This window comes from Janthinobacterium sp. BJB301 (genome assembly GCF_002735685.1).
GTDB lineage: Bacteria > Pseudomonadota > Gammaproteobacteria > Burkholderiales > Burkholderiaceae_D > Janthinobacterium > Janthinobacterium lividum.
The window spans coordinates 983,064-1,007,714 of the sequence record NZ_PDZJ01000002.1 but is presented as its reverse complement, the minus strand read 5'-3'; the positions used below and the strand labels follow the sequence as shown (position 1 = coordinate 1,007,714).

Here is a 24,651-nt window from a genome sequence, read left to right as displayed (position 1 = left end):
AGCGGCTTGGGCCGGTAGTGCACGGATATGTGCCACCGAGGGGAGGGAAACCGTAGCGAGCAGGCCCGATATACGGCCGAGTAGCGCAGCTGTACGAAGGTACAGCGAGCAACACAGGCCGTAGAGCGGGACGCGCAGTAGGTTTACCCCCCTCGGCGCATCATGTCGAAGAACTCGGCGTTGTTCTTCGTGGCTTTCATCTTGTCGAGAATGAACTCCATCGCCTCGATCTCGTCCATCGAGTACAGCAACTTGCGCAAAATCCAGATTTTTTGCAGCTCGTTCGGCTTGATCAGCAGTTCTTCGCGGCGGGTACCCGATTTGTTCAGGTTGATTGCCGGGTAGACGCGTTTTTCGGCCAGACGGCGTTCCAGATGCACTTCCATGTTGCCGGTACCCTTGAATTCTTCAAAGATCACGTCATCCATGCGCGAGCCCGTTTCGATCAGCGCCGTGGCGATGATGGTCAGCGAGCCGCCTTCTTCGATATTGCGCGCGGCGCCGAAGAAGCGTTTTGGACGTTGCAGCGCATTCGCGTCGACACCACCGGTCAGCACCTTGCCCGAGGCAGGGATGACGGTGTTGTAGGCACGTGCCAGACGGGTGATCGAGTCGAGCAGGATGACCACGTCTTTTTTCATTTCGACCAGGCGCTTGGCTTTTTCCAGCACCATCTCGGCAACTTGCACGTGGCGCGTGGCTGGCTCGTCGAAGGTCGAGGCGACGACTTCGCCGCGGACCGAACGTTGCATTTCGGTAACTTCTTCCGGGCGTTCGTCGATCAGCAGCACGATCAGGGTGATGTCCGGATGATTTGCCGTGATCGCATGGGCGATGTGCTGCAGAATCACGGATTTACCGGATTTCGGCGATGCCACCAGCAAGCCGCGCTGGCCTTTGCCGATCGGGGCGATCAGGTCGATGATGCGGCCGGTGATGTTTTCCTGGCCATTCATTTCACGTTCCAGGCGCAGCGGCTCGTTCGGGTGCAGCGGCGTCAGGTTTTCAAACAGGATGCGGTGTTTCGACATCTCCGGCGATTCGCCGTTGACCTTGTCGACTTTGACCAATGCGAAATAGCGTTCGCCATCTTTCGGGGTCCGTACCTCGCCTTCGATCGAATCGCCGGTGTGCAGATTGAAGCGGCGGATTTGCGAAGGGGAGATGTAAATGTCGTCGGTGGACGCCATGTAGCTGGCGTCGGGCGAGCGCAGGAAGCCGAAGCCGTCAGGCAGCACTTCCAGGGCGCCATCGCCAAAAATCTGTTCGCCGGACTTGGCGCGTTTTTTCAGGATAGCGAACATCAGCTCCTGTTTGCGCAAGCGGGCTGCGTTGTCAATGTCAAGACCGATCGCCATCTCAAGCAGGGCGGATACGTGTAGGGCCTTTAGTTCGGATAAATGCATATGTGTTGAGTGTCCCGAGACGGGATGTAAAGGTAGGGGAGGGGACTGCGTGGCGTTGATTAATTATTCGGGAAGGCTGTGCACGAATGAGGCAAAGCCGCTTCCCGGTGGTTCCAGTCAGGCGGCGCTGCGGGCGCAGCGCTGCCCATCATACATTAAATGTTGCTGTCGACGAAAGCGGTCAACTGGCCCTTGGCCATGGCGCCCACTTTTTGAGCAGCTGCAACACCATCCTTGAACAGGATCAGGGTCGGGATGCCGCGGATGCCGAATTTGGCAGGCACTGCCTGGTTGGCGTCCACGTCCATCTTGGCGATCTGGATGCGGCCGGCGTATTCCTTGGCCACTTCTTCCAGGATAGGGGCGATGGCCTTGCAGGGACCGCACCATTCTGCCCAGAAGTCGACCAGTACTGGCAACTCGGATTTCAGGACGTCTGCTTCAAAAGATGCATCGCTAATGTGTTTGATATTTTCGCTCATATTTTCCTCAAATGAGGGTGGGATCAATAATGCCTGGAATTAACCATACGCTGGTTCGCCATCCATGCTTCCTGGAATGCAGTGAGAAGATGGGGACAATGGGCACGACTTCAATGTCTTGGAAGGTGCGACCAGAGGTATGCAGGCGGGGATGGCTGAAATAATAACCCATTTTTTCAAAGCGTGGCGATTATTGCAGAAAAACTTGAGGCATATCGCCAGCATATCCCTCCTGTGCGTGGCCGCAGGGCGGCAAAGCCGCATGCCTGCTGGCCTGCAGCGCCGTGCCTGCCCTCCCGGCCGGCCCCTCGATCAGGCTTGTACGTTGGCCAGACGCGCCGTGTGCTGCAGTTGCAAGTTCACCATGAGCTGCAATTCCGCGCTTTCCATCGGCTTGCGGAAGGTGCCCAGGATATGCAGGCCATTCGCCATGGCCAGGCGCTCGGCCGCCAGGCGTACGGCCGAATGCAGGCCCGACAGCAGGACCACGCCGCCGCGGAAGCCGTTTTCCGCCGCCATGCGCAAGAATTCGATACCGTCGATGTCGGGCATGGACAGGTCGCAGATCAGCAGGTCGGGCTGGTGCTGCTTGAGGGTGGCCAGCGCCTGATCGCTGTGCGACTCGCAGCGGATGTCGAACTGGCCCATCTGCTCGAGCATGTCGCTGAGCACGTCGAGCATGAAAACGTCGTCGTCCAGCAGCAGCACGCGCAATGGCGCCAGGCCTGCTTCGTTGTTTTCCTGGCTTGCTTGGTTTGATACAGTGTTCATCGTCATGTCTTTCTGTTGATATGCATCGCTGTCGATGCCGATACCTTGCCGCAACCCAATTTGGCGATAGCTAATCGTCATTGGCAAAGCTGGTGTTATTCATGATTTGTTCGGTAATCTGTTCCAGCAGGGGCCACAGGCGCGTAACGATGCGCCGTGCCCGCTCTGCCTCGTCGGCCGGTTCGCCCGGCGCCAGGGTTTCCAGGTTGTGGCACAGTTCGGCCAGCCCCAGGGCGCCCACGGTGCGCGCCGACGACTTGATGCGGTGCCCCAGTTCGCGCACCTGCTGCACGTCGCCGCGCGCCAGGGCCGCATCGATGTCGCCAAAGCCATCCTGCGTGGTCTGCAGGAACTTGAAGGCGAACTTGCGCACCTTTTCCGGGTTGTAGCCCAGCAATTTGGCCAGGATGGACAGGTCGATCACTTGCGGGTCGCCGGCCAGGGTGGTCTTGAAGGCGGGCGCGGCGCGGCTGCGCGCCGGTGGCGGCGGCGTTTCGTGCGCCGGCAGCCAGCTGGCGATGGTCTGGTACATCATGGCCGGCTGGATGGGCTTGGAAATGAAATCGTCCATGCCCGCTTCCAGACAGCGCACGCGGTCTTCGCTGGTGGCCGTGGCCGTCATGGCCAGCACGCGCAGGTGCGCCAGCTGCGGGTCGGCGCGGATGTGGCGCGTTGCCTGCAAGCCATCCATCAGCGGCATCTGCACGTCCATCAGCACGCAGTCGAACTGCGTCTGGCGCAGCAGGTCGAGCGCCTCTTCGCCATTGTTGGCCAGGCAGACGGAGGCGCCTGCTTCCTCCAGCAATTCCAGCGCCACTTGCTGGTTGAACGTATTGTCTTCCACCAGCAGGATGCGCGCATGTTTGAGTGTGCGCATCACCAGGGCCGCGTCGGCGCTGGCGCGCATGGCGGCCGCCGTCTGCACCATGCTGTCAAGCATGGCGGGTGCGGCCTGGTCGGAAATGCCCAGGTTGGCCGTGAACCAGAAGGTGCTGCCGGCGCCGGGACGGCTGTCGACGCCCACGTCGCCACCCATCAGCTGTGCCAGCTGCTTGCAGATGGCCAGGCCCAGGCCCGTGCCGCCATATTCGCGCGTGGTGGAGGTGTCGGCCTGCTGGAAGGACTGGAAGAGCTTGCTCATTTCATCCTGCGACAGGCCGATGCCGTGGTCGCACACTTCAAAGCGCACGAGGCAGTGTTTCGCGTCCGCCACCACCCGGCGCACTTTCACGGTAATGCTGCCCTGTTCGCTGAACTTGATGGCGTTATTGGCGTAGTTGATCAGCACCTGCCCCAGGCGCAGCGGGTCGCCCACCAGCACGGCGGGCAATTGCGGGTCGATCTCGAACAGCAGTTCCAGGTTCTTGCCGGCGGCGCGTGGCGCCACCACCGTCATCAGTGTTTGCACCACATGGTCGAAACTGAAGTTGACGCGCTCGATTTCCAGCTTGCCTGCCTCGATTTTCGAGATGTCGAGGATATCGTCGATGATGCCCAGCAAGTGTTCTCCGGCGAAGCGGATTTTTTCCAGGTAGTCGCGCTGGCGCGGTTCCAGGTCCGTCTTCAGGGCCAGATACGCCATGCCGATCACGCCATTCATCGGCGTGCGGATTTCATGGCTCATGTTGGCCAGGAATTGTCCCTTCGCCAGGCTCGCTTCTTCGGCCACCTGCTTGGCCTGGTCCAGCTGCTCCGTGCGCTGCGCCACGCGCTCTTCCAGATGTTCATTGAGTTCGCGCAAGGCGCTTTCGCTGCGCTTGTGATACGTGATGTCCGTCAGGCTGGCCACGACCATGCCCACCTTGCCGTACTCATCGCGGATGGCTTCCGTATTCACGGATAGCCACGACAGGCTGCCGTCGGGCTGCTGCACGCCCATCAGCACGTCGCGCATGGCCTCGCCCGTCGACAGGGTGATGTGCACGGGATGGCTGCGCTGGTCGAAGGCGGAACCGTCTTCGCGGATGGCTTGCCACAGGCTGTTGCCGGCCGGACTGGCCGCCAGCATGCGTTCGGCGGCGGCGTTGCTTTCCAATATGTGGCCGTGGCTGTCCTGCACCACCAGGCCATTTGTCACGGCGCCGAACACGGACGCCATGCGCTGGCTTGAGTTCGACAGCGCGATCGATGCCTGGCGCCGCTCCGTGATGTCGGTAATCATCGCCAGGGTGCCGCCCGGTTCGCCATTGTCCGACTGGATGCTGGTACTCGACAGCAAGCCCCACAGGCTGGACTGATCCTTGCGGAAGAAGCGGAAATCGACCTGGTCCGGCTGGCTGGCGAAGCTGCCATGGCTGGCCAGGCGGCGCTGCATCAGCAACTGGCTGTCGCGGTCCATGAAGTCGAGCAGGGGACGGCCCAGCATTTCCTGCACCGTGTAGCCCAGCATGTGCGCCATCTTCGGGTTGACGAACGTGGTCTTGCCGTTCGCATCCGTCATCCAGATGCCTTCGGCGGCCGTCTGCACGATCAGGCGGTAGCGTTCCGAACTGGCGTGCAGCGCTTCCTCGGCGCGTTGCCGCTGCGTCATGTCGCGCAGCGAGACGATGGAAAACACTTGCCCGGCCATGCGCAGCGGCGACAGGCTGACCTTGGCGGGGAAGTGCGTGCCGTCGCGGCGCCGCGCCATCATCACCCGGCCCGGCAGGCTGTGCCGACCTTGCGGGTCGCCCACGGATTGGCTGGGCGTGCTTTCCGGTACCAATTGCTCCAGCGACATGCCTGTCAATTCGGCCAGCGGATAGCCGAAGCAGCGCGCGCCGATCTGGTTGGCATAATGCACCTTGCCCTCGACGTCGGCCACCAGCATGGCTTCGGGCGCCGCTTCCAGCATCGAGCGCATGCGCGATTGCTCGTCCTGTTTGCGCTCGCTGATATCGCAGACGATGCCGCTGGCCTGCGTGGCGGCGCCATCCGAGGCGCGCGACAGGACGGCGCCGCGCGCCAGCAGCCAGCGCCAGTGGCCGTCGCTGTGACGCAAACGGAATTCGCAATTGAAGGTGCCGGGCGTCTGGCCGTCCAGATGCTGGCGAAAGGCCAGGCTCAGGCGCGCGCGGTCATCGCGGTGGACTTCGGCCAGCCAGTCGGCCAGTGCATGCTCGAGCTGGGCATGCTTGTCGCCCAGGACGTCCTGGTATTGGGGCGCGAATTGCAGACGGTCGGACTGGCGCCGCCAGGTCCAGCCGGCCATGGTGGCGCCGCGCAAGGCTTGCATGGCATCCTGCTCAGCCTGGGCATGCGCGGGCTGGGGCTGGCGGCGCAACTGCTGGCGCAAGCGCCAGGCTTGCCAGCAAGCCAGTCCCGCCAGGGCGGTGGCACTGGCGGCAGCATATGGCCACAGCAATGCCGGCGCCATGCCGGGCGCCGCCGCCTGCACCGGCAGCGAAAGCGCCATGCCTGCCGCCAGCATCGTATGAGCGAGCCGGCGCAGCGCAGGGCGCCGAGGGCGTGGTGCGCTGAAACTCGTGTGGCTGCAATACGACAAATGCATCCCTTTCTGGGGCGTGATTGGACTAGGCTGGCAGTACATGAGGCGCGCTCAAATAAACGCCTGCGGCGCTTTCTGGCGGCAACTATAGCATCGAATATTTACTCGGAGTATTTAGTTTCAGAAACGGCCAAAACGGGATTTTTTTCACCCCGAAATGGCTGTTTTTTTCGCGATTTGGTGAGAATTCGTGAGAAAGTTGGCGCGAAATCGTGCTACTCAATCGAGGCGATAGCCTTAGCTAAAACTGCCGGCGAACTGATAGCGGTGTCCGGGATGCCACATGGTGGCGATCGAGGCGATCTTGCCGCCCGAGCGGGTCTGGCGGCGCAGCACCAGGCAAGGCTGTTTGGTGTCGATGGCCAGCATTTCGGCGATGTCGCGCGGCGCCGACAGCGCTTCGATGCTGTAGGTGGCGCCTTGCAGGGGCGCGGCGGCCATCAGGTATTCGTTCGGCGTGATGCTGGAAAAATCCTGCGTCATGTAGTCGGGCGCGCACTCGGGATTGACCCAGCGGTCTTCCACCTGGATCGGCACGCCGTTTTCAAAATGCACGATCAGCGAATGAAACAGCGGGTGTTCCGGCGGCAATCCAAATTGCTTGGCCAGCAGGTCGGACGCCTTGGTGCGTTCCAGCAATTGCAAGCTGCTGCGGTGGATATGTCCGCGCGCGCGCACTTCATCGGCGATACTCTTGATTTCCAACAAGGTCGCCTGGTACTTTTGCTGCGCCACATAGGTGCCGGATCCCTGGCGCCGCGTCAGCACCTGCTCGCTGGTCAGTTCGCGCACGGCGCGGTTGACCGTCATGCGCGAGACGCCGAATTGCTTCACCAGCGCTTGCTCGGAGGGAATCACGTCGCCTTCCTTCCAGCGTCCGGCAGCGATGCCGGCCAGCAGAAAATCCTTGATGCGCTGGAAAATGGGCGTATTTTCTTGTGTATTGTGGTCGTCCAATGCGGTTTCTCCGGGGCACGGGCAGGGCGCGCCGCCGGTTGGAGGCGCGATGGCCGATTTTAGCACCGAGCACGATGCCTGCCGCCAGCCTTTTTTGAATTCAAAAGCAAGCGCCGGAGTGCGGCGCGCATGGGCGCTGGCTATGCTGGAGATTGACTATAGACTTGCACGGAGTTCGCCATGGAACACGCTTACCTGACTGACGATGAACGCTGGGATGCCTTGCAGCGGCGCGCGCCCGACGCCGATGGCGTCTTTTACTATTCGGTGCGCACGACGGGCGTGTATTGCCGGCCATCTTGCGCGGCGCGCCCTGCCTTGCGCCGCAACGTGGCTTTCCATGCCAGCTGCGAGCAGGCGGAGGCGGCCGGCTTTCGTCCCTGCCAGCGCTGCAAGCCGAATCTGCCGCCGCTGGCCCAGCGCCAGGCGGCCATCGTGGCCGATATCTGCCGCCTGATCGACGCCAGCGACGAGCTGCCCGACCTGGACAGCCTTGCCAGGGCCGCCGGCATGAGCCGCTTTCACTTTCACCGCGTCTTCAAGGCGCACACGGGCATCACGCCGAAAGCATATGCGGCGGCGCGGCGCGGCGAGCGCCTCAAGGCCGGCTTGCAGGGCGCGGGCAATGTCACGGAAACGTTATACGCGGCCGGCTTCAATTCCAGCGGCCGCCTGTATGCCGCCACGCCAGGCTTGCTGGGCATGACGCCGGGCGCGTTCCGCGACGGCGGCAGCGGCGCCGTGATCCGTTTCGCCATCGGCGCCTGCTCGCTGGGCGCCATCCTCGTGGCCAGCACGGACAAGGGCATTTGCGCGATTTTGATCGATGACGACCCGGAAGTGCTGCTGCGCGACTTGCAGGACCGCTTTCCCCGTGCCGAGCTGCGCGGCGCCGAGCCCGAGTACGAGCAGACGGTGGCGCAAGTCGTCGGCCTGGTCGAAGCGCCAGGCCTGGGCCTGGACTTGCCGCTCGACGTGCGCGGCACGGTGTTCCAGCAGCGCGTGTGGCAAGCCTTGCGCGAGATTCCCGCCGGCAGCACGGTCAGCTATGCCGAGCTGGCGCGGCGCATCGGCGCCCCGCAAGGCGCGCGCGCCGTGGCCGGTGCCTGCGCCGCGAATGCCCTGGCCGTCGCCATCCCCTGCCACCGCGTGGTGCGCAACGATGGCGCGCTGTCCGGCTACCGCTGGGGCGTGGAGCGCAAGCAGGCGCTGCTCGAGCGCGAGGGGGAACGGTGAGGGCGCTGGACTGGCAGCAGATCGAGGATGAGCTGAATCAATACGGCTGTGCCGTCATGCCGGCCCTGCTGGCCGCGGATGCCTGCGCGGCGCTGGCTGCCCAGTACGAAGAATCAGCGCGTTTTCGCAGCCGTGTGGTGATGCAGCGCCATGGTTTTGGCCAGGGCGAGTACCAGTATTGGGCCTATCCGCTGCCGCAGCCGGTCGCCGAGCTGCGTGCTGCCTTGTATCCGCCGCTGGCGGCCATTGCCAACCGCTGGCACGCCAGCATGGGCATCGACAGCCGCTTTCCTGTGGCGCACGGGGATTTTCTCGCGCGCTGTCATGCGGCGGGACAAACCCGGCCTACGCCCTTGCTGCTGCGCTATCGCGAGGGCGATTACAACTGCCTGCACCAGGATCTGTATGGCGAGCACGTGTTTCCGCTGCAACTGGCCGTATTGTTGTCGCGCCCGCACGAGGATTTCACGGGCGGCGAGTTCGTGCTGACGGAGCAGCGCCCGCGCATGCAGTCGCGCCTGGAGGTCGTGCCGCTGGCGCAGGGCGACGCCGTGCTCTTTCCTGTCGCGCAACGGCCCGTCAACGGCACGCGCGGCAGTTACCGCGTCAACATGCGCCATGGCGTGTCGCGCCTGCGTTCGGGCTTGCGCCACACCCTGGGCATCATTTTTCATGATGCGAGCTGAACGGTAGCAGCGGCGCTTGAGTTTCCAGGATTACATGGCATGATGGCTGCTTCTTGTCACTCTTTCATTTCTGCCATGTCCGCGCTGCTCCGCCTGTTGTGCCTGTTGACCATTTTCCTGCTGCCCGCAGCCCATGCGGACGACGGCGTGCCGGCGCTTGTTGCGGAGGCCGCGTCCGTCGTGGCGCCGTCGCAGGCTGCTGCGGCCAGGACGGCGCCGCTGATGTTTGCCAACCGCAAGGTGTTTGTCTTCCGAGCCGCGCTGGCCGGCTATCCGCCCGATGAGCGGGCCATCGGCGCGCAGCGCCGGCTGGAAGGCGTGCTGGCCAAGAATGGCCCCTTGCAGACGAGCACGCGGATGATTCCCGAAGGCACGCAAGTGCTGCTCGATGGCGTGCAGCTGTTCGTCGTCGTGCCTGGCGACGTCAACCAGCTGGCCGGCGACACGACGGAAAGCGTGGCGAAAACGGCCGCCGCCGAGTTGAGCAAGGCCGTGCTCGATTACCGCGAACAGGGCAGCTGGCGCTACCTGTCGATCGCGGCCGCCGTGTGCGCGGCCGCCACCCTCGTGTTCTGGCTGGTGTGGATGGGCTTGACGCGCCTGTATCACTGGGCCAAGCGCCGCAGCGGCATCCTGCTGGCCTCGCGCCTGCGCGACGTGCGCCTGAAGAATGTGCGCGTGCTCGATGCCGAACACTACATCGCCTTCGCGTATCAGCTGCTCAGCGCCGTGCTGTGGGGCTTGCGCCTGATGGCCACGTATCTGTGGGCCGCCTTCGTGCTGGGCCGCCTGCCCTACACGCGTTCCTGGGGCGAAAGCCTGAGCGGCTATTTGTTCGACGTGGCCGCCGACGTCTTCCACGCCATCATCGGCGCCTTGCCGGGGCTGGTGCTGGTCTGCGTGATCTTCGCCATCGCGCGCCTGATCGCCGCCACGGCCGCCTCGCTGTTCAAGCGCGTGGAAAGCGGCGAATTGCAAATCGGCTGGCTGGACAAGGACACGGCCCTGCCGACGCGCCGCATCGCCAGCGTGGTGATCTGGCTGTTCGCGCTGGCCATGGCGTATCCGTATCTGCCCGGCTCGCACACGGCCGCCTTCCAGGGACTGTCCGTGCTGGTGGGCCTGATGGTGTCGATCGGCGCGTCGAGCATCGTGGGCCAGGGCGCCAGCGGCCTGATCCTGATGTACACGCGGGCCCTGCGCAAGGGCGAATACGTGCGCGTGGGCGACAGCGAAGGCACGGTGGTCGACGTGGGCATGTTCGAAACGCGGCTGCGCACGGGCCTCGGGGAAGAGGTGGCCTTGCCAAACGCCTGGGTGATGTCGCAAACGACAAAGAACTATTCGCGCGCCCAGCCCGGTGGCGGCTTCGTGCTCGACTCCACCGTCACCATCGGCTATGCCACGCCTTGGCGGCAAGTGCACGCCATGCTGGAACTGGCTGCCTCGCGCACGACGGAACTGTCGACCACGCCGAAACCGTACGTGATGCAGCTGGCCCTGCAAGATTACTACGTGCAATACCGCCTCGTCGCCTACGCCAGCGCCGAAGTCCCCCGCCAGCGCGCCGAAGTACTGAACCGCTTGCACCAGAACATCATCGACGTCTTCAACGAATTCGACGTGCAGATCACCTCGCCGCACTACATCGATGACCCGAAAGAGTCGCATGTGGTGCCGCCGGAGCAGTGGTTCAGGGCGCCGGCGCAAAAGCCGGAGGACGGGGCCAAATAAGGTCACGCGACATGCTGCCCGGCCATGGCGCGCTTCGCGTGAAAATGCCAGGGTATGCCCATGGCGCCCTGGTGGCATTGACCGGGCGCAAGGCCTGCGCGCTTGCGTTAAGATGCCGGGCGTTTCAATGAACAGAAAGAGAACCATGTCCAGCCCATCCAACATCGAATCCTCCCGCACCGTCCGCAGCCTGGCCGCCGCCCTGACCGGCGATCCGTTCTACCGCACCGTCACGGTAGCGTGCGGCGCCGATGAAACGGCGCGGCTGGCCATGCTGGAAGCCTACTTCGCGCTGGCGCTGGAAGAAGGCCGCCAGGCGGGGCGCGTCGACCTGGCGGATGACGCGGGCAATGGCGCCGCCATCTGGACGACGGATACGCCGGCGGCCCAGCGCCAGGCGGCCTATGCGCAGCGCGAAGCCGCCTTGCGCGCGCTGCTGGGGGAGCAGGGATTCGCGCATTTCACGGCCATCGTCGCGAACATGGAGCACGCGCTGGCGTCGCACGGTTTGCAGGATGCCTGGTATCTGTCGATCGCCGGCATCGCTCCCGCCGCGCAAGGGCAGGGGCTGGGCGCGTCCGTGCTGGCGCCGGGACTGGCGGCCGTCGATGCTGCTGGCGCCGCGTGCTTCCTGGAGACCTACAACGAGCGCAGCCTGCCGTTCTATGCCCGTCTTGGCTTCGTGGCAGCGGGCCGCTACGCGGAAGCCGTCACGGGCTGCGATTACTGGCTGATGGTACGAGCGCCCCGCGCTGCCTGATTGACCATTTTGCCAATTTCTATACACTCGTCTTTTTGCTAACGACTAAAAGACCTGGAGATGGAAATGCCGACCCTGCCACTGCGCCGCACCCTGCTCACGCTCGCCTGCCTGGGGGCCCTCGGCCACGCGCATGCCGATACCGTCATCGACAATGCCAACGGCTATACGCTCAACGCAGCCGGCAAGGTGCTGCGTTTCACGGCGCTGGCCTTTGACGACGCGGGCAAGCTGCTCGCCGTCGGCAGCGCCGCGCAGGTGAAACGCAAGGCGGCCAAGGGCGCCATCCATGTCGACGTGCAGGGAAAAACCGTGCTGCCAGGCCTGATCGACGCGCATGGTCACGTGTTCGGCCTGGGGACGATCGCCAGCGGCGTGATGCTGTACGGTTCTGCCTCGCTGCCGGCCGCCGTGCAGGCCGTGGGCGACTTCGCCAAAGCGCATCCCGAGCGCAGCTGGGTCGTCGGCAATGGCTGGAACCAGGAAATCTGGAAGCTGGGACGCTTTCCCACGGCAGCCGAACTCGATGCGGCGGAAAGCGCGCGGCCCGTGTGGCTGCGCCGGGTCGATGGCCACGCGGGTTGGGCCAACAGCCGCGCGCTGGCGCTTGCCGGCATCACGCGCGCCACACAAGATCCGGCGGGCGGCAAGATCGAACGCGACGCGGACGGCAATGCCACTGGAGTGCTGGTCGACAACGCCATGGACTTGATGGATGCCGTGCTGCCCAAGCCGGGCGACGTGGAAAACCGCGCCGCCCTCGATGGCGCGCTGGCGCAGCTGTCGCAAGCGGGCCTGACCAGCGTGCACGATGCGGGCATCGGCCAGATGCAGGACCGGCTGTTCCGCGATTACGCGGACCACGGCAAGCTGACGGTGCGCGTGTACGGCATGATCGCGGATACGACGGACGACTTCGACGCGCTGTCGAAAAACGGCCCTGTAAATAGCTATGCGCGCGACATGTACGCCTTGCGCGCCGTGAAACTGCTGTCCGACGGTGCCCTGGGCAGCCGCGGCGCGGCCTTGCTGGCGCCGTACAGCGACGATCCTGCTACCAGCGGCCTGCTGTTCTACCCTGACGCTGCCATGCGCGCGAAGATGGAAAAAGCCATGCGCGCCGGCTACCAGGTCAATGTGCACGCCATCGGCGACGCGGGCAACCATCAGATCCTCGATGGCTACCAGGCCTTGACCGCGCAATACCGCAGCGTGGGCCTGCGCCACCGCATGGAGCACGCGCAGGTGGTGCAGTTGTCCGACATCCCCCGTTTCAAGGCGCTGGGCATCGTGCCGTCGATGCAGCCGACGCACGCCACCTCGGACCAGAACATGGCGGAGCAGCGCGTGGGTCACGAGCGCATCAAGGGCGCGTATGCGTGGCGCACCTTCCTCAAGCAGGGCTCGCGCATCGCCTGCGGTTCCGATTTCCCCATCGAGTCGCCGAACCCGTTCGAGGGCATCCACGCGGCCGTGACGCGGCAGAATAGCGAAGGCTTCCCTGCCGGTGGCTGGTACCCGCAGCAAGCGATGACGGTGACGGAAGCACTGCGCTGTTTCACCCTCGACGCGGCCTGGGCGGCGCACCAGGAAAAGGTCATCGGCACCCTGGAAGCGGGAAAGTGGGCGGACTTCGTCGTCGTCGACCAGGACCTGTTCAAGGTCGAACCCAAGGCCATCGGCAAGACGCAGGTGCTGCAAACGTGGGTGGCGGGCAAGCGCGTGTTCGAGAAAAAATAGCGACTTTGGGCTTGCAAAAATCTGTTGACTTGGTTGTATAGACAACCTATGCTGGTAGCACCAGAGCGGGCCAAGTACGCCCGCTCGCACCCTACGAGGAGACAGCATGAACAGCACAATGGACACCGATCCACGCTTTGATGCCAGCCGTACCATCCGCGCCCCGCGCGGCACGGTCATGGCTTGCAAGAGTTGGCAGGCCGAGGCGGCCTACCGCATGTTGCAAAACAACCTGGACCCGGAAGTGGCGGAAAATCCGCAGCACCTGGTCGTCTATGGCGGCATCGGCCGCGCGGCCCGCAACTGGGCCTGTTTCGACCAGATCCTCGCCTCCTTGCGCGAGCTGGAAGACGACCAGACCTTGCTGATCCAGTCCGGCAAGCCGGTGGGCGTGTTCCAGACCCACGCGGATGCGCCGCGCGTACTGATCGCGAACTCCAACCTGGTGCCGAAATGGGCCAACTGGGAACATTTCAACGAACTCGATCGCCAGGGCCTGTTCATGTACGGCCAGATGACGGCCGGCAGCTGGATCTATATCGGCACGCAGGGCATCGTGCAGGGCACGTATGAAACCTTCGCCGAAGCGGGCCGCCAGCATTTCGGCGGCGACTGGGGCGGGCGCTGGATCCTGACGGCGGGCCTGGGCGGCATGGGCGGCGCGCAGCCGCTGGCCGCCACCATGGCGGGCGCCGTGTCGCTCAATATCGAATGCCAGCAAAGCAGCATCGATTTCCGTTTGCGTACGCGTTACCTGGACAAGCAGGCGGCCAGCCTGGACGAAGCCCTGGAACTGGTCAAGTATCATACGGAGCGCAAGGAAGCCATTTCCATCGGCTTGCTGGGCAACGCGGCCGAAGTGCTGCCGGAACTGGTGCGCCGCGCGAAAGCGGGCGGCCTGGTGCCGGACCTGGTGACGGACCAGACGTCCGCGCACGACCTGGTCAACGGCTATCTGCCGCGCGGCTGGAGCGTGTCGGACTGGAAGGCGGCGCAGCAGGACCCGCAGCGCCATGCGCGCCTGACGGTGGCCGCCGCCGATTCCTGCGCCGCCCACGTGCAAGCCATGCTCGATTTCCACGCCATGGGCGTGCACACCGTCGACTATGGCAACAATATCCGCCAGGTGGCGTTCGACCAGGGCGTGCAGAACGCCTTCGATTTCCCCGGCTTCGTGCCAGCCTACATCCGCCCGCAGTTCTGCGAGGGCCGCGGCCCATTCCGCTGGGTGGCCTTGTCGGGCGACCCGGAAGACATCTACAAAACGGATGCGAAGATCAAGGAGCTGTTCCCGCACCATAAACAGGTGCACCACTGGCTGGACATGGCGCGCGAGCGCATCGCCTTCCAGGGCCTGCCGGCGCGCATCTGCTGGCTGGGACTGGGCGAGCGCCACATCGCCGGCCTGGCCTTCAACGAGATGGTGCGCACGGGCGAGCTGAAGGCGCCCATCGTCATCGGCCGCGACCACCTGGACACGGGTTCCGTCGCCAGCCCGAACCGCGAGACGGAAAGCATGAAGGACGGCACGGACGCCGTTTCCGACTGGCCGCTGCTGAACGCCATGCTGAACACGGCCGGCGGCGCCACCTGGGTTGCGCTGCACCATGGCGGCGGCGTGGGAATGGGGTATTCTCAGCATGCGGGCATGGTCATCGTGGCCGACGGCAGCGAAGCGGCGGCGAAACGCCTGGCCAGGGTACTGGTCAACGACAGCGGCTCTGGCGTGATGCGCCATGCCGATGCCGGCTACGAAACAGCGGCCGCCTGCGCCAAGCGCAACGGCCTGATTCTTCCCATGCTTCCTTGAGACTTAGACGCGAATGACTATGACACAGCACTCCAAAAGTTGGACGTTAAAACCTGGCGCGATGACCCTGGCCGACCTGCGCGCCGTCTGGGCCGCGCCGGCAAAATTGACCCTCGCCGCCGAGGCCTATCCCGTCATCGAAGCGTCGGCCGCCGCCGTGCAAGCCATCGTCGCCAAGGGCGATGCGGCATATGGCATCAACACGGGTTTCGGCCTGCTCGCCAAGACGCGCATCCCCGATGAAAAGCTCGAGCAATTGCAGCGCAACCTGATCCTGTCGCACTCCGTCGGCACGGGAGAACTGCTGTCGGATGCCGTCGTGCGCCTGATCATGCTGATGAAGATCGGCAGCCTGGCGCGCGGTTTTTCCGGCGTGCGCCCGCTGATCGTCGATACATTGATCGCCCTGTACAACGCGGGCATCATGCCGGCCATTCCCGCCAAGGGTTCCGTCGGCGCCTCGGGCGACCTGGCGCCGCTGTCGCACATGACGCTGGCCATGCTGGGCGTGGGCGACGTGCGCGTCAACGGTGAATTGATGGCGGCTCCGGAAGCGCTGGCGCAGGCGGGTATCGCGCCCGTGGTGCTGGCGGCGAAAGAGGGCCTGGCGCTGATCAACGGCACGCAAGTGTCGAACGCGCTGGCGCTGCATGGTCTGTTCATGGCCGAACGCCTGCTGGAAGCGGCCATGGTGACGGGGGCGCTGTCGCTCGACGCGGCCAAGGGCAGCGATGCGCCGTTTGACGCGCGCGTGCACGCCGTGCGCGGGCAGCCCGGACAGATCCTGGCCGCGCAGATGTACCGCCAGCTGGTGGCGCACAGCGCGATCCGCGCCTCGCACCTGGAAGGCGACGAGCGCGTGCAGGACCCTTACAGCCTGCGCTGCCAGCCGCAAGTCATGGGCGCCTGCCTCGATTTGATCGTCAACGTCGGCCGCACCCTGTTGATCGAAGCCAATGCCGTCACGGACAATCCGCTGATCTTCCAGGATGGTCCCAACGGACAGGCGGAAATCGTCTCGGGCGGGAACTTCCACGCCGAGCCGGTGGCCTTTGCCGCCGACACCCTGGCGCTGGCGATTTCCGAAATCGGCGCGCTGGCCGAGCGCCGCATCGCGCTGCTGATCGACGCCACCCTGTCCGGCTTGCCGCCCTTCCTCGTGCGCGACCCGGGCGTCAATTCCGGCTTCATGATCGCCCACGTGACGGCTGCCGCGCTGGCATCGGAAAACAAGTCGCTTGCCCATCCGGCCAGCGTCGACAGCCTGCCGACTTCCGCCAACCAGGAAGACCATGTGAGCATGGCCACGTTCGCCGGGCGCCGCCTGGACGACATGGCGCACAACACGGCCGTCATCGTCGGCATCGAGCTGCTGGCCGCCGCGCAGGGCATCGATTTCCACCGTCCGCTGAAAACCTCGCCGCACCTCGAGCATGTCCACCAGCAGCTGCGCCAGAAGGTGCCGTTCTTCGACGCCGACCGTTTCTTCGCGCCCGATATCGAAGCGGCCAAGCAGATGGTGCTGCAGGGTGAGTTGAGCAGCACGTGCAAGAATTTGTTCGCCCCGCTGTACGCCTGAGCGGGAGCAAGGAGACAAGCATGGATTTTCGCTTCAACGAAGGCAGCATCCCGCTGCTCGTGTCGATGCCCCACGTGGGCACCGACATACCGGACGATATCGCCGCGCGCATGACGCCGCAGGCCTTGATCAAGGCCGACACGGACTGGCATCTGCGCGAGCTGTATGGCTTTTTGCAGGAGATGGATGCATCCGTGCTGTCGGCGCGCTGGTCGCGCTACACCATCGACTTGAACCGCCCGCAGGAAGACACGAATCTGTATCCGGGCCAGGATACGACGGGCTTGCTGCCCAATGATACCTTTCACCGCGAGCCGCTGTACCTGGCTGGCCGCGAACCCGATGCGCAGGATGTGCGGCAGCGCTTGCAGCGCTACTGGGCGCCGTATCATGCGCAGCTGCGCGCGGAACTGGACCGTCTGCTGCGCATGCATGGCGCCGTGGTGCTGTGGGATGCCCATTCCATCGCCTCGCGCGTGCCGCGCTTCTTTGACGGCAAGCTGCCCGACCTGAACTTCGGTACTGCCGATGGCGCCAGCTGCGATGCGGGCCTCACCTCCGCCGTGGTCGATATCGCGCGCGCGCAGGATGCCTTTACCGTGGCGCTGAACGGCCGCTTCAAGGGCGGTCACATCACGCGCCATTACGGCCAGCCGGCAAGCCGCGTGCATGCGATCCAGCTGGAGATGTGCCAGTGCCTGTACATGGATGAGGCAGCGCCATTTGGCTACCGGCCCGACCTGGCGGCGCAAGTGCAGCCGCTGCTGCGCCAGATGATGGAAGCGGCCGTGGCATGGGTGGCGCGTTGAGCGGCTGGCTGTTCGCGCGCCACGCGCTGCTGCCGCAGGGCTGGCGCCGCGACGTGCTGCTGGAGTGGGACGCGGCCGGCGATTTGACGGCGGTGGCGGAAAACGCCGCGTCGCCTGCCGGCGCCGAAGTGGCCGAATATGTCTTGCCCGGCATGGTCAACCTGCATTCGCATGCCTTCCAGCGGGCGCTGGGCGGCATGACGGAAGTCGCGGGGGATGGGCCGGACAGTTTCTGGACCTGGCGCGACCTGATGTACCGTTTCGCGCGCCACATCACGCCGGAGCAGATGGAAAGCATCGCCGCGCAGCTGTTTGCCGAATGCCTGCGCCATGGCTACACGGCGGTGTGCGAATTCCACTACCTGCAGCGCGATATGGCCGGTGCGCTGTATGCGCGTCCCGCCGAAACGGCCGAACGGGTGCTGGCCGCGGCGCGCATCAGCGGCATCGGCATGACCATGCTGCCCGTGCTGTACAGCCATGCAGGCTTCGGCGAGCAGGCGTTGAAAGCGGAGCAGGCGCGCTTCCGCACCGATGCGCAAGATGTGCTGCGCATCGTCGAAGCGCTGGCGCCGCAGCGCGGCGGGCAGGTGGAGGTGGGCTTTGCGCCGCACTCGCTGCGGGCCGCTGGCGTGGCGCAGATCCGCGAAGTGGCGCAAGCGCTGCCCCCGGATCGCCCCATCCACATCCACATCGCCGAACAGCAGGGCGAAGTGCGCCAGAGTCTCGATTACAGCGGCCGGCGTCCGGTGCAGTACTTGTACGACCAGGTCGACGTCGATGCGCGCTGGTGCCTCGTGCATGCCACGCATGTGCAGCCCGATGAAGTGGCGCTGATGGCTACGAGCGGCGCCGTGGCGGGCCTGTGCCCGACGACGGAGGCGAACTTGGGCGACGGCCTGTTCCCGCTGGCCGAATTCATCGCCGCCGGCGGGCGTTTCGGCGTTGGCAGCGACAGCCATGTATCGCAGTCGCCCGTCGAGGAATTGCGCTGGCTCGAATATGGCCAGCGCTTGCAGCGCCAGCAGCGCAATGTGGCCGCCACGCCGGACCAGCGCCATGTGGGCGACTACCTGTGGCAGGCGGCCTTGCAGGGCGGCGCGCAGGCGGCCGGGCGCAAGCTCGGTGCCCTGGCGCCGGGCTGCCGCGCCGACTTGCTGGTGCTCGACGAGACGCATGTGAACCTGTGCGGCGTGGCCATCGAAAATGTGCTGGGCGGCGTGCTTTTCTGCGGCAACGACAACCTGGTGCGCGACGTGCTGTGCGGCGGCCAGTGGCAGGTGCGCGCTGGCCGCCATGTGGCGCAGGACGCCATCGCGGCCGGCTACAAGCGCACCCTGGCGCAACTGAGGGCGCTCTGATGGCGACTTTCATCCCACAGGAGTGTCTGCGCGCCGCGCCGTGGAAAAACGGCGGCGGCAGCACGATGGAAATCGCCATTTCTCCGCCCGGTGCCGGTCTGATGGAATTTGACTGGCGTATCAGCCTGGCGACGATCACGGCCAGCGGGCCGTTTTCCAGCTTTCCCGGCATCGACCGCAGCCTGATGCTGGTCGATGGCGACAGCGTGCAGCTGACGCTCGATGGCACGCGCAAGGTGACCTTGAGCGCGGCGCAACCGATGCTGTGGTTTCCCGGCGAAGCGGCCGTGCTTGCGCAGGTCAAGGGGACGACGACGGATTTCAATGTGATGACGCGGCGCGACCGCTGCCGCCACCAGCTGGAAAAGATCACGGCGCCGGGCAAGCTGGCACGGCGCAGCGCGACGACCCTGCTGTTTGTCGCCGGCGAAGGCCACGTGCTGGCGCGCGGTGGCGAGCAGCAGTTCGCGCTGGCCCGCCACGATGCGCTGCTGCTGGACGCCGACGATGCGCAGGAATGGCGGCTCGACGCCTTGCAGCGTTCGGCCGTCTTGTGCGTCGACCTGTTTACCTAGGGAGGGAAAGCGATGCAAGACTGGGATCTGGTCATCCACAACGTCCACCTGGCCACCATGGAGCACGGCTACGGCGAACTGCTCGACGCGGCCATCGCCGTCAAGGATGGTCGCATCGCGTGGTTCGGTCCCGGCGACGAGCTGCCGGCCAGCGGCGCCGTGCTGCACGACGGCCAGGGCTGCTGGCTCACGCCCGGCCTGATCGACTGCCATACGCACATCGTCCACGCGGGCAACCGCAGCGACGAATTCGAGGCGCGCCTGAATGGCGCCAGCTATGAAGACATCAGCCGTGCCGGCGGCGGCATCATGTCCACCGTGCGCGCCACGCGCGCGGCCAGCGACGATGAATTGCTGCGGCAAAGCCTGCCCCGTGTGCTGGCGCTGCTGGCCGAGGGCGTGACCACCCTGGAGATCAAGTCCGGCTACGGTCTCGACGCGGGCAGCGAGACGAAGATGCTGCGCGTGGCGCGCCGCATCGGGCAAGAGCTGCCTGTGTCCGTGCGCACCACCTTCCTCGGCGCGCACGCGCTGCCGCCCGAATATGCGGGCCAGGCCGACGCCTACATCGAGCTGCTGTGCGCGCAGATGCTGCCCCAGCTGGCTGGCGATGGACTGGTCGACGCCGTCGATGCGTTCTGCGAGCGCATCGGCTTTACGCCGGCGCAAACGCAGCGCATGTTTGACGCGGCGAGGGCACTGGGCCTGCCCGTCAAGCTGCATGCGGAGCAGCTGTCGGACCTGGGCGGTGCGGCGCTGGTGGCGCGCTACGGCGGCCTGTCGGCCGACCACCTGGAATTCCTGTCGGACGAGGGCATCGCCGCCATGGCGCAACATGGCACGGTGGCCGTGCTGCTGCCTGGCGCGTACTACTTTTTGCGCGAGACGCAGCAGCCGCCTGTCGCGGCATTGCGCGCGGCTGGCGTGCCGATGGCCGTGTCCACCGATTGCAACCCGGGCACGTCGCCCATGACGTCAATACTGCTGGCGATGAACATGGCGTGCACCCTGTGGCGTCTCACGCCGCAGGAAGCGCTGGCTGGTGCTACCTGCCACGCGGCGCGCGCGCTGGGCTTGCAGGACCAGACGGGCAGCCTGGTGGTGGGCAAGCGCGCCGATTTCGCCCTGTGGCGCATCGCGCGCCCGGCCGACCTGGCGTATGCGCTGGGACTGAACCCGTGCGCGGGCGTGGTGCATGGCGGTGTCTGGCGCGCGCCGGTGGTAAGCTTGCCGGATTGATCATCCGTCCTGGAGCGCCGCGTGCGTGCTGCTTGTTTGCTGTTTTATCTGCTGTTGTCGCTTCTCTTCGCCACCGCGCCTGCGCATGCCATGGATGGAGGCACCTTGAAGGTGGGCTCGAAGCGCTTTACGGAATCGTATATTCTCGGCGAAATCATCCAGCAGAGCGCCGCGCCGCACGTCAAGGCGCAGCACCGCCAGGGCCTGGGCAACACGGCCATCGTGCTCGCTGCGCTGCAGGCGGGCAGCATCGACGTGTATGCCGAATACATGGGCACCATCGCCAGCGAAATCCTCAAGCACGACAAGGCCATCGATCTGGCGCAGATGCGGCGCGAGCTGGCGACGCTGGGGCTGGGCGTGGCCGTGCCGCTGGGCTTTAACAATACGTATGCGCTGGCCATGCGCGGTGATGAAAAATCCATCGCCAGCCTGGACCAGCTGGCGCAGCATCCGGCCCTGACATTCGGCCTGTCGCATGAATTCATCGGCCGGGTCGATGGCTGGCCGGGCCTGGCCGCGCGCTATGGCTTGCCGCAGCGCCCGCGCGGGCTCGATCACGGCATCGCCTATGAAGCGCTGGCGCAGCGCCAGGTGGACGTGATCGACATTTATTCGACGGACGCGAAGATCCGCCAGTACGGCTTGCGCGTGCTGACCGATACGCAGCAGTATTTTCCCCGCTACGACGCCATGCTCCTGTACCGGCTCGACGTGCCGCAGCGTTTTCCCGCCGCTTGGCAGGCTTTGCTGCGGCTGCAGGGACGCATCAGCGAGAGCGACATGATCGCCATGAATGCGGCCGTGGAAATCGATGGCAAGACTTTCTCTGACGTGGCGCGGCAGTGGCTGGCATCCGGCACGCAGGCGAACAAACCGGCCGCCGCGCGCAGCAATCTGCTCGATAAAATCATCGGCGACGACTTGTGGACCCTGACGCGTCAGCATCTGACCCTGGTACTGCTGTCGGTGGCATTGGCGTGCGTGATCGGCATTCCGCTGGGCGTGCTGGCGGCGTTTTCGGCGCCGCTGCGGCAAACGGTGCTGGCCTTCGTCGGCGTGCTGCAGACGGTGCCGTCGCTGGCCCTGCTGGCGATATTGATCCCCGTGCTGGGCATGATCGGCACCGTACCTGCGCTGGTGGCCCTATTCGTGTATGCCTTGCTGCCCATCGTGCGCAACACGTGCACGGGCATCTTGCAGGTGCCGCAAGGCTTGCGCATGGCGGCGCTGGCGCTGGGTTTGAACAAGCGCGACCGCCTGCTGCACGTGGACTTGCCGCTGGCCTTGCCGGTGATGCTGGCGGGCGTGAAAACGGCGGCCGTGATGAGCGTGGGCACGGCCACCATCGCCGCCTTCATCGGCGCGGGCGGTTATGGCGAGCGCATCACCATAGGCCTGGCGCTGAATGACAACGACATGCTGCTGGCCGGCGCGATCCCCGCAGCCGTGCTGGCCCTGCTGACGCAAGGCTTGTTCGAGCTGGTGGAGCGCTGGGCCGTGGCCGGCCGGCAGCACTGACGGCATCACGGTTACAGCGAGTGCAGTTTGGAGCGCACCGAGACGACGGCCTGGTGCAGGATGCGTTCAGCCTGGAAATCGTTCTCGCGCTGTTCGGCGATGGCTTGCAAGTCGCGCGTATAGCGTTCCAGGCGGGAGCGCAGGTAGGCGCGGTAGATTTTCATGACGAGCGGTTTGGCAGAGACATTCATGATGTGGCTCCCAGGTGCGTAATGATGCGTTCATTTTGTGTGAGCGGAATGCCGCCACTTTGCGCCATATCAAATGCCATGACCTCGTCAAATTGGCGCGTTTGACATTGCACAATGCCCCCCAGACCTAAGATGCCACACTGAATCTTCCCTGCTCGCCTGGTCATCATCAGTCGTCGCAGACCCTGATTCCCTCAAGCATACTCAAGGAGCGTCGCATGGTCATTTTTGCCGTGGTTGCTGGCTGCATCGCCTGTTTGACAGTGTACCAAATCTATAAAAATGCGCAGGGTGGCAGTGGGGTTGCGCAACAACATATCGGTTTGCACGGCACATTGATTGAACCACGGAAATAATCAGTGTCTTTCAAGCGACACTCGGTGACACTTGGTTGGCAGATTTAAGTCAAATGTAAGGCCCGGTAAGCAAATGTAAAGGTCGGCGTGTTGGCAAGCGGCAGCGTTTATATTGATAACCGTTGATTGCATTCTCCCCCCTCCCACTTGACAATGGGTTCACCCCGCGGTGCCGCTAGCCCGCGGGGATTTTTTTGGAACTTACTGCGCGGCGCGCCTTGCGGCCTGCGATGCTCACTGTACCTCGCGTACAGTTCCGCTTCTCGGCCACAAATCGCATCCGCTCGCTACAGTTCCCCTCCTTGCAGTTCCCCCTCCTTGCAGTTCCCGCTCCAATCAGGCCGGCTTTGGCGTACCCGCCGACAATTGCGTCAAGGCATCGCCGGCGACCCGGCAGATGCGCCAGTCCGGCATCACGTCCGCACCCATGCCCTTGTAGAAGTTGATCGCGTTTTCATTCCAGTCCAGCACCGACCATTCGAAGCGGCCGCAATCGCGTTCGACGGCCAGTTGCGCCAGCGCCACCAGCATCTGCTTGCCATAGCCCTTGCCGCGCACCGATTGCTTCACATACAGGTCTTCCAGGTACAAACCCTTGCGGCACAGGAAGGTGGAAAAATTATGGAAGAACAGGGCGAAGGTCACCACTTCACCATGTTCTTCGCCGACCAGCGCTTCGCATGCGGGATGGGCGCCGAACAGGCTGTCGTGCAGCATGGATTCCCTGGCGATCATCATGTGTTCGAGTTTTTCAAACACGGCCAGTTCATGGATCATGCCAAAGATGGCAGCCACGTCGGATGCGGTCGCGGGACGAATGGCGAGGGAGGAAGAGGTGCTCATGTTGCCTTTGTTGGTGAAGTGGTGGAAAGGGAAGCAATGGTACTTGTCTTGCGCGCGCCCGACGTCAGGGCCCAGGCCACGCTGGACAGGCACAGCACCATGCCCACCCATTCGATGGCGGCGGGCCGGTAGTGTTCGAACTGCACCGACAGCAGTACGGAAATGACGGGTGTGACGACGCCGATGTACACGGTCTTTTGCGTGCCGATGCGGGCGATTAACGTGAAATAGGCGCTGAAGGCGATCACGGAACCGAAGATGGCCAGGTATAACAATCCCATCCAGTAACTGGGGCGCGCGGGCAACTGCCAGGACTGCCCCGTGGCGATGGCCCAGACGGCCACCATCAAGGTGCCCCACAGCATGGTCCAGGCCATGGTCAGCATCACGTTGCCGGAATGTTCGCGCACTTTCATGACGAGGGCATTGCCCACCGTGCTAGACACGGTGGCCACCAGGGCCAGCATGAAACCGAGCAGGAAATGGCCATTCCCGCCACCGAGAATATCGTGCAGCGCCGCGCCGATGGACTGGTAAAACAGAAGCACGATGCCGCAGATGGCGAAAAACGCCGCGCAGCAGGTACTCCAGGTGATGGGCGTGCCGAAGGCGATGCGGTTGAGCAATGGCGTCCAGAACACCATCAGGGCAAACAGCACGCTGACGAGGGCCGACACCAGATATTGCTCCGAGCTGTACGTGCACACATAACTGAGGGCAAACGAGGCCAGTCCCTGCAGCAGCATCCATTGCTGCGCGCGCCAGGGCAGGCGCAAGCGGTCGCCGCGCAGGGCGCACCAGGCAAACAGGGTGGCGGACGCGAGGCCGAAGCGGTAGACCACGGAAACGGCGGGGGCGACATCGCCCAGCTGCAAGGTGATGGCCCAGAAGGTGGAGCCCCAGATCAGGCAGGCAATGATGAACAGGAGAGGAGAGGACATCGCGCAAGTATACGGATATCGCGCGGGGATGGCGAGTCCCGGCCGAGCTTGCCCAATGTGCCGTCAGGAGACACGCGGGATTGAGCCAGCGCAGTGCTTCTGGAAAATATTGAATTTATGAAAATATTTACATTAATATCAAGTAAATATTTTCTGAATTGCATCTT

General features: G+C 64.4%; 21 protein-coding genes. 13 read left to right on the top strand and 8 right to left on the bottom strand.

Annotation, left to right across the window (positions count from 1 at the left end; translation table 11 throughout):
* Window positions 1-143: 143 nt before the first annotated feature.
* The 5 genes from rho to hutC all read right to left on the bottom strand — a co-directional run bounded on the left by rho (window position 144) and on the right by hutC (window position 7,103).
* Window positions 144-1,406, bottom strand: coding sequence for a transcription termination factor Rho (rho, locus tag CSQ91_RS17825; protein ID WP_034746249.1), 1,263 nt, complete (start codon window positions 1,404-1,406; stop codon window positions 144-146).
* A 155-nt stretch (window positions 1,407-1,561) separates the two neighbouring features.
* A complete protein-coding gene (gene trxA, locus CSQ91_RS17820; RefSeq protein WP_034780502.1) occupies window positions 1,562-1,888 on the bottom strand; it encodes a thioredoxin TrxA in 327 nt (108 codons plus the stop codon).
* A gap of 312 nt (window positions 1,889-2,200) precedes the next feature.
* Window positions 2,201-2,659 carry a response regulator gene (locus CSQ91_RS17815; protein ID WP_070254834.1) on the bottom strand — a complete coding sequence of 153 codons (459 nt, stop codon included), beginning with the start codon at window positions 2,657-2,659 and terminating at the stop codon, window positions 2,201-2,203.
* Between the two features lie 70 nt (window positions 2,660-2,729).
* On the bottom strand, window positions 2,730-6,053 hold the full coding sequence (locus CSQ91_RS17810) for a PAS domain-containing hybrid sensor histidine kinase/response regulator (RefSeq protein ID WP_034780814.1): 3,324 nt from the start codon (window positions 6,051-6,053) through the stop codon (window positions 2,730-2,732).
* Between the two features lie 330 nt (window positions 6,054-6,383).
* The gene (gene hutC / locus CSQ91_RS17805; RefSeq protein WP_070254615.1) at window positions 6,384-7,103 is read right to left on the bottom strand and encodes a histidine utilization repressor; all 720 of its coding nucleotides are present in this window, start codon (window positions 7,101-7,103) and stop codon (window positions 6,384-6,386) included.
* A gap of 180 nt (window positions 7,104-7,283) precedes the next feature.
* On the opposite strand from hutC, the gene ada reads away from it, so the two are divergent.
* The 12 genes from ada to CSQ91_RS17745 all read left to right on the top strand — a co-directional run bounded on the left by ada (window position 7,284) and on the right by CSQ91_RS17745 (window position 22,153).
* On the top strand, window positions 7,284-8,339 hold the full coding sequence (ada, locus tag CSQ91_RS17800; protein ID WP_099389103.1) for a bifunctional DNA-binding transcriptional regulator/O6-methylguanine-DNA methyltransferase Ada: 1,056 nt from the start codon (window positions 7,284-7,286) through the stop codon (window positions 8,337-8,339).
* Entirely contained in the window at window positions 8,336-9,025 is a 690-nt protein-coding gene (locus tag CSQ91_RS17795; RefSeq protein ID WP_373630532.1) for a 2OG-Fe(II) oxygenase, read from the top strand. Before ada ends, CSQ91_RS17795 begins: the two co-directional genes overlap by 4 nt.
* 75 nt (window positions 9,026-9,100) lie before the next feature.
* Window positions 9,101-10,759: a mechanosensitive ion channel family protein gene (locus CSQ91_RS17790; protein WP_099389102.1), complete on the top strand. Its 1,659-nt coding sequence runs from the start codon at window positions 9,101-9,103 to the stop codon at window positions 10,757-10,759.
* A gap of 145 nt (window positions 10,760-10,904) precedes the next feature.
* Window positions 10,905-11,519: a GNAT family N-acetyltransferase gene (locus CSQ91_RS17785; RefSeq protein WP_099389101.1), complete on the top strand. Its 615-nt coding sequence runs from the start codon at window positions 10,905-10,907 to the stop codon at window positions 11,517-11,519.
* Between the two features lie 66 nt (window positions 11,520-11,585).
* Complete coding sequence (locus CSQ91_RS17780) at window positions 11,586-13,259, top strand: amidohydrolase (protein ID WP_099389100.1); 1,674 nt, start codon at window positions 11,586-11,588, stop codon at window positions 13,257-13,259.
* Window positions 13,260-13,365: 106 nt separating this feature from the next.
* Window positions 13,366-15,069 (top strand): urocanate hydratase, encoded by a 1,704-nt coding sequence (hutU, locus tag CSQ91_RS17775; protein WP_099389099.1) that lies wholly within the window; start codon window positions 13,366-13,368, stop codon window positions 15,067-15,069.
* 19 nt (window positions 15,070-15,088) lie between these two features.
* Window positions 15,089-16,648: a histidine ammonia-lyase gene (gene hutH / locus CSQ91_RS17770; RefSeq protein WP_034780488.1), complete on the top strand. Its 1,560-nt coding sequence runs from the start codon at window positions 15,089-15,091 to the stop codon at window positions 16,646-16,648.
* A gap of 20 nt (window positions 16,649-16,668) precedes the next feature.
* The gene (gene hutG, locus CSQ91_RS17765; RefSeq protein ID WP_099389098.1) at window positions 16,669-17,457 is read left to right on the top strand and encodes an N-formylglutamate deformylase; all 789 of its coding nucleotides are present in this window, start codon (window positions 16,669-16,671) and stop codon (window positions 17,455-17,457) included.
* On the top strand, window positions 17,442-18,818 hold the full coding sequence (locus tag CSQ91_RS17760) for a formimidoylglutamate deiminase (RefSeq protein ID WP_099389097.1): 1,377 nt from the start codon (window positions 17,442-17,444) through the stop codon (window positions 18,816-18,818). Before hutG ends, CSQ91_RS17760 begins: the two co-directional genes overlap by 16 nt.
* Window positions 18,818-19,393, top strand: coding sequence for a HutD/Ves family protein (locus CSQ91_RS17755; protein WP_099389096.1), 576 nt, complete (start codon window positions 18,818-18,820; stop codon window positions 19,391-19,393). The genes CSQ91_RS17760 and CSQ91_RS17755 overlap by 1 nt, the downstream gene beginning before the upstream one ends.
* A gap of 12 nt (window positions 19,394-19,405) precedes the next feature.
* Window positions 19,406-20,632: an imidazolonepropionase gene (hutI, locus tag CSQ91_RS17750; protein ID WP_099389095.1), complete on the top strand. Its 1,227-nt coding sequence runs from the start codon at window positions 19,406-19,408 to the stop codon at window positions 20,630-20,632.
* A gap of 90 nt (window positions 20,633-20,722) precedes the next feature.
* The gene (locus CSQ91_RS17745; protein ID WP_099389311.1) at window positions 20,723-22,153 is read left to right on the top strand and encodes an ABC transporter permease/substrate-binding protein; all 1,431 of its coding nucleotides are present in this window, start codon (window positions 20,723-20,725) and stop codon (window positions 22,151-22,153) included.
* Window positions 22,154-22,164: 11 nt separating this feature from the next.
* Here the strand turns inward: CSQ91_RS17745 and CSQ91_RS17740 are convergent, their stop codons facing one another.
* Complete coding sequence (locus CSQ91_RS17740; RefSeq protein ID WP_034746290.1) at window positions 22,165-22,344, bottom strand: hypothetical protein; 180 nt, start codon at window positions 22,342-22,344, stop codon at window positions 22,165-22,167.
* Window positions 22,345-22,562: 218 nt separating this feature from the next.
* Here CSQ91_RS17740 and CSQ91_RS28980 point away from each other — a divergent pair, with 218 nt between their 5' ends.
* Window positions 22,563-22,700, top strand: a complete 138-nt coding sequence (locus tag CSQ91_RS28980) for a hypothetical protein (RefSeq protein WP_157751284.1) — start codon at window positions 22,563-22,565, stop codon at window positions 22,698-22,700.
* Window positions 22,701-23,036: 336 nt separating this feature from the next.
* On the opposite strand, the gene CSQ91_RS17735 is transcribed toward CSQ91_RS28980, so the two are convergent.
* Window positions 23,037-23,543, bottom strand: a complete 507-nt coding sequence (locus tag CSQ91_RS17735; RefSeq protein ID WP_070254603.1) for a GNAT family N-acetyltransferase — start codon at window positions 23,541-23,543, stop codon at window positions 23,037-23,039.
* A complete protein-coding gene (locus CSQ91_RS17730) occupies window positions 23,540-24,484 on the bottom strand; it encodes a DMT family transporter (RefSeq protein ID WP_099389094.1) in 945 nt (314 codons plus the stop codon). The genes CSQ91_RS17735 and CSQ91_RS17730 overlap by 4 nt, the downstream gene beginning before the upstream one ends.
* Window positions 24,485-24,651: the final 167 nt, after the last annotated feature.

Bases quoted from the DNA above. Each gene is read 5' to 3' on its own strand.
- rho (WP_034746249.1), bottom strand. From the start codon at position 1,406: ATGCATTTATCCGAACTAAAGGCCCTACACGTATCCGCCCTGCTTGAG.
- trxA (WP_034780502.1), bottom strand. From the start codon at position 1,888: ATGAGCGAAAATATCAAACACATTAGCGATGCATCTTTTGAAGCAGAC.
- CSQ91_RS17815 (WP_070254834.1), bottom strand. From the start codon at position 2,659: ATGAACACTGTATCAAACCAAGCAAGCCAGGAAAACAACGAAGCAGGC.
- CSQ91_RS17810 (WP_034780814.1), bottom strand. From the start codon at position 6,053: ATGGCGCTTTCGCTGCCGGTGCAGGCGGCGGCGCCCGGCATGGCGCCG.
- ada (WP_099389103.1), top strand. From the start codon at position 7,284: ATGGAACACGCTTACCTGACTGACGATGAACGCTGGGATGCCTTGCAG.
- CSQ91_RS17790 (WP_099389102.1), top strand. From the start codon at position 9,101: ATGTCCGCGCTGCTCCGCCTGTTGTGCCTGTTGACCATTTTCCTGCTG.
- CSQ91_RS17785 (WP_099389101.1), top strand. From the start codon at position 10,905: ATGTCCAGCCCATCCAACATCGAATCCTCCCGCACCGTCCGCAGCCTG.
- CSQ91_RS17780 (WP_099389100.1), top strand. From the start codon at position 11,586: ATGCCGACCCTGCCACTGCGCCGCACCCTGCTCACGCTCGCCTGCCTG.
- hutU (WP_099389099.1), top strand. From the start codon at position 13,366: ATGAACAGCACAATGGACACCGATCCACGCTTTGATGCCAGCCGTACC.
- hutH (WP_034780488.1), top strand. From the start codon at position 15,089: ATGACACAGCACTCCAAAAGTTGGACGTTAAAACCTGGCGCGATGACC.
- hutG (WP_099389098.1), top strand. From the start codon at position 16,669: ATGGATTTTCGCTTCAACGAAGGCAGCATCCCGCTGCTCGTGTCGATG.
- CSQ91_RS17760 (WP_099389097.1), top strand. From the start codon at position 17,442: ATGGGTGGCGCGTTGAGCGGCTGGCTGTTCGCGCGCCACGCGCTGCTG.
- CSQ91_RS17755 (WP_099389096.1), top strand. From the start codon at position 18,818: ATGGCGACTTTCATCCCACAGGAGTGTCTGCGCGCCGCGCCGTGGAAA.
- hutI (WP_099389095.1), top strand. From the start codon at position 19,406: ATGCAAGACTGGGATCTGGTCATCCACAACGTCCACCTGGCCACCATG.
- CSQ91_RS17745 (WP_099389311.1), top strand. From the start codon at position 20,723: ATGGATGGAGGCACCTTGAAGGTGGGCTCGAAGCGCTTTACGGAATCG.
- CSQ91_RS17740 (WP_034746290.1), bottom strand. From the start codon at position 22,344: ATGAATGTCTCTGCCAAACCGCTCGTCATGAAAATCTACCGCGCCTAC.
- CSQ91_RS28980 (WP_157751284.1), top strand. From the start codon at position 22,563: ATGGTCATTTTTGCCGTGGTTGCTGGCTGCATCGCCTGTTTGACAGTG.
- CSQ91_RS17735 (WP_070254603.1), bottom strand. From the start codon at position 23,543: ATGAGCACCTCTTCCTCCCTCGCCATTCGTCCCGCGACCGCATCCGAC.
- CSQ91_RS17730 (WP_099389094.1), bottom strand. From the start codon at position 24,484: ATGTCCTCTCCTCTCCTGTTCATCATTGCCTGCCTGATCTGGGGCTCC.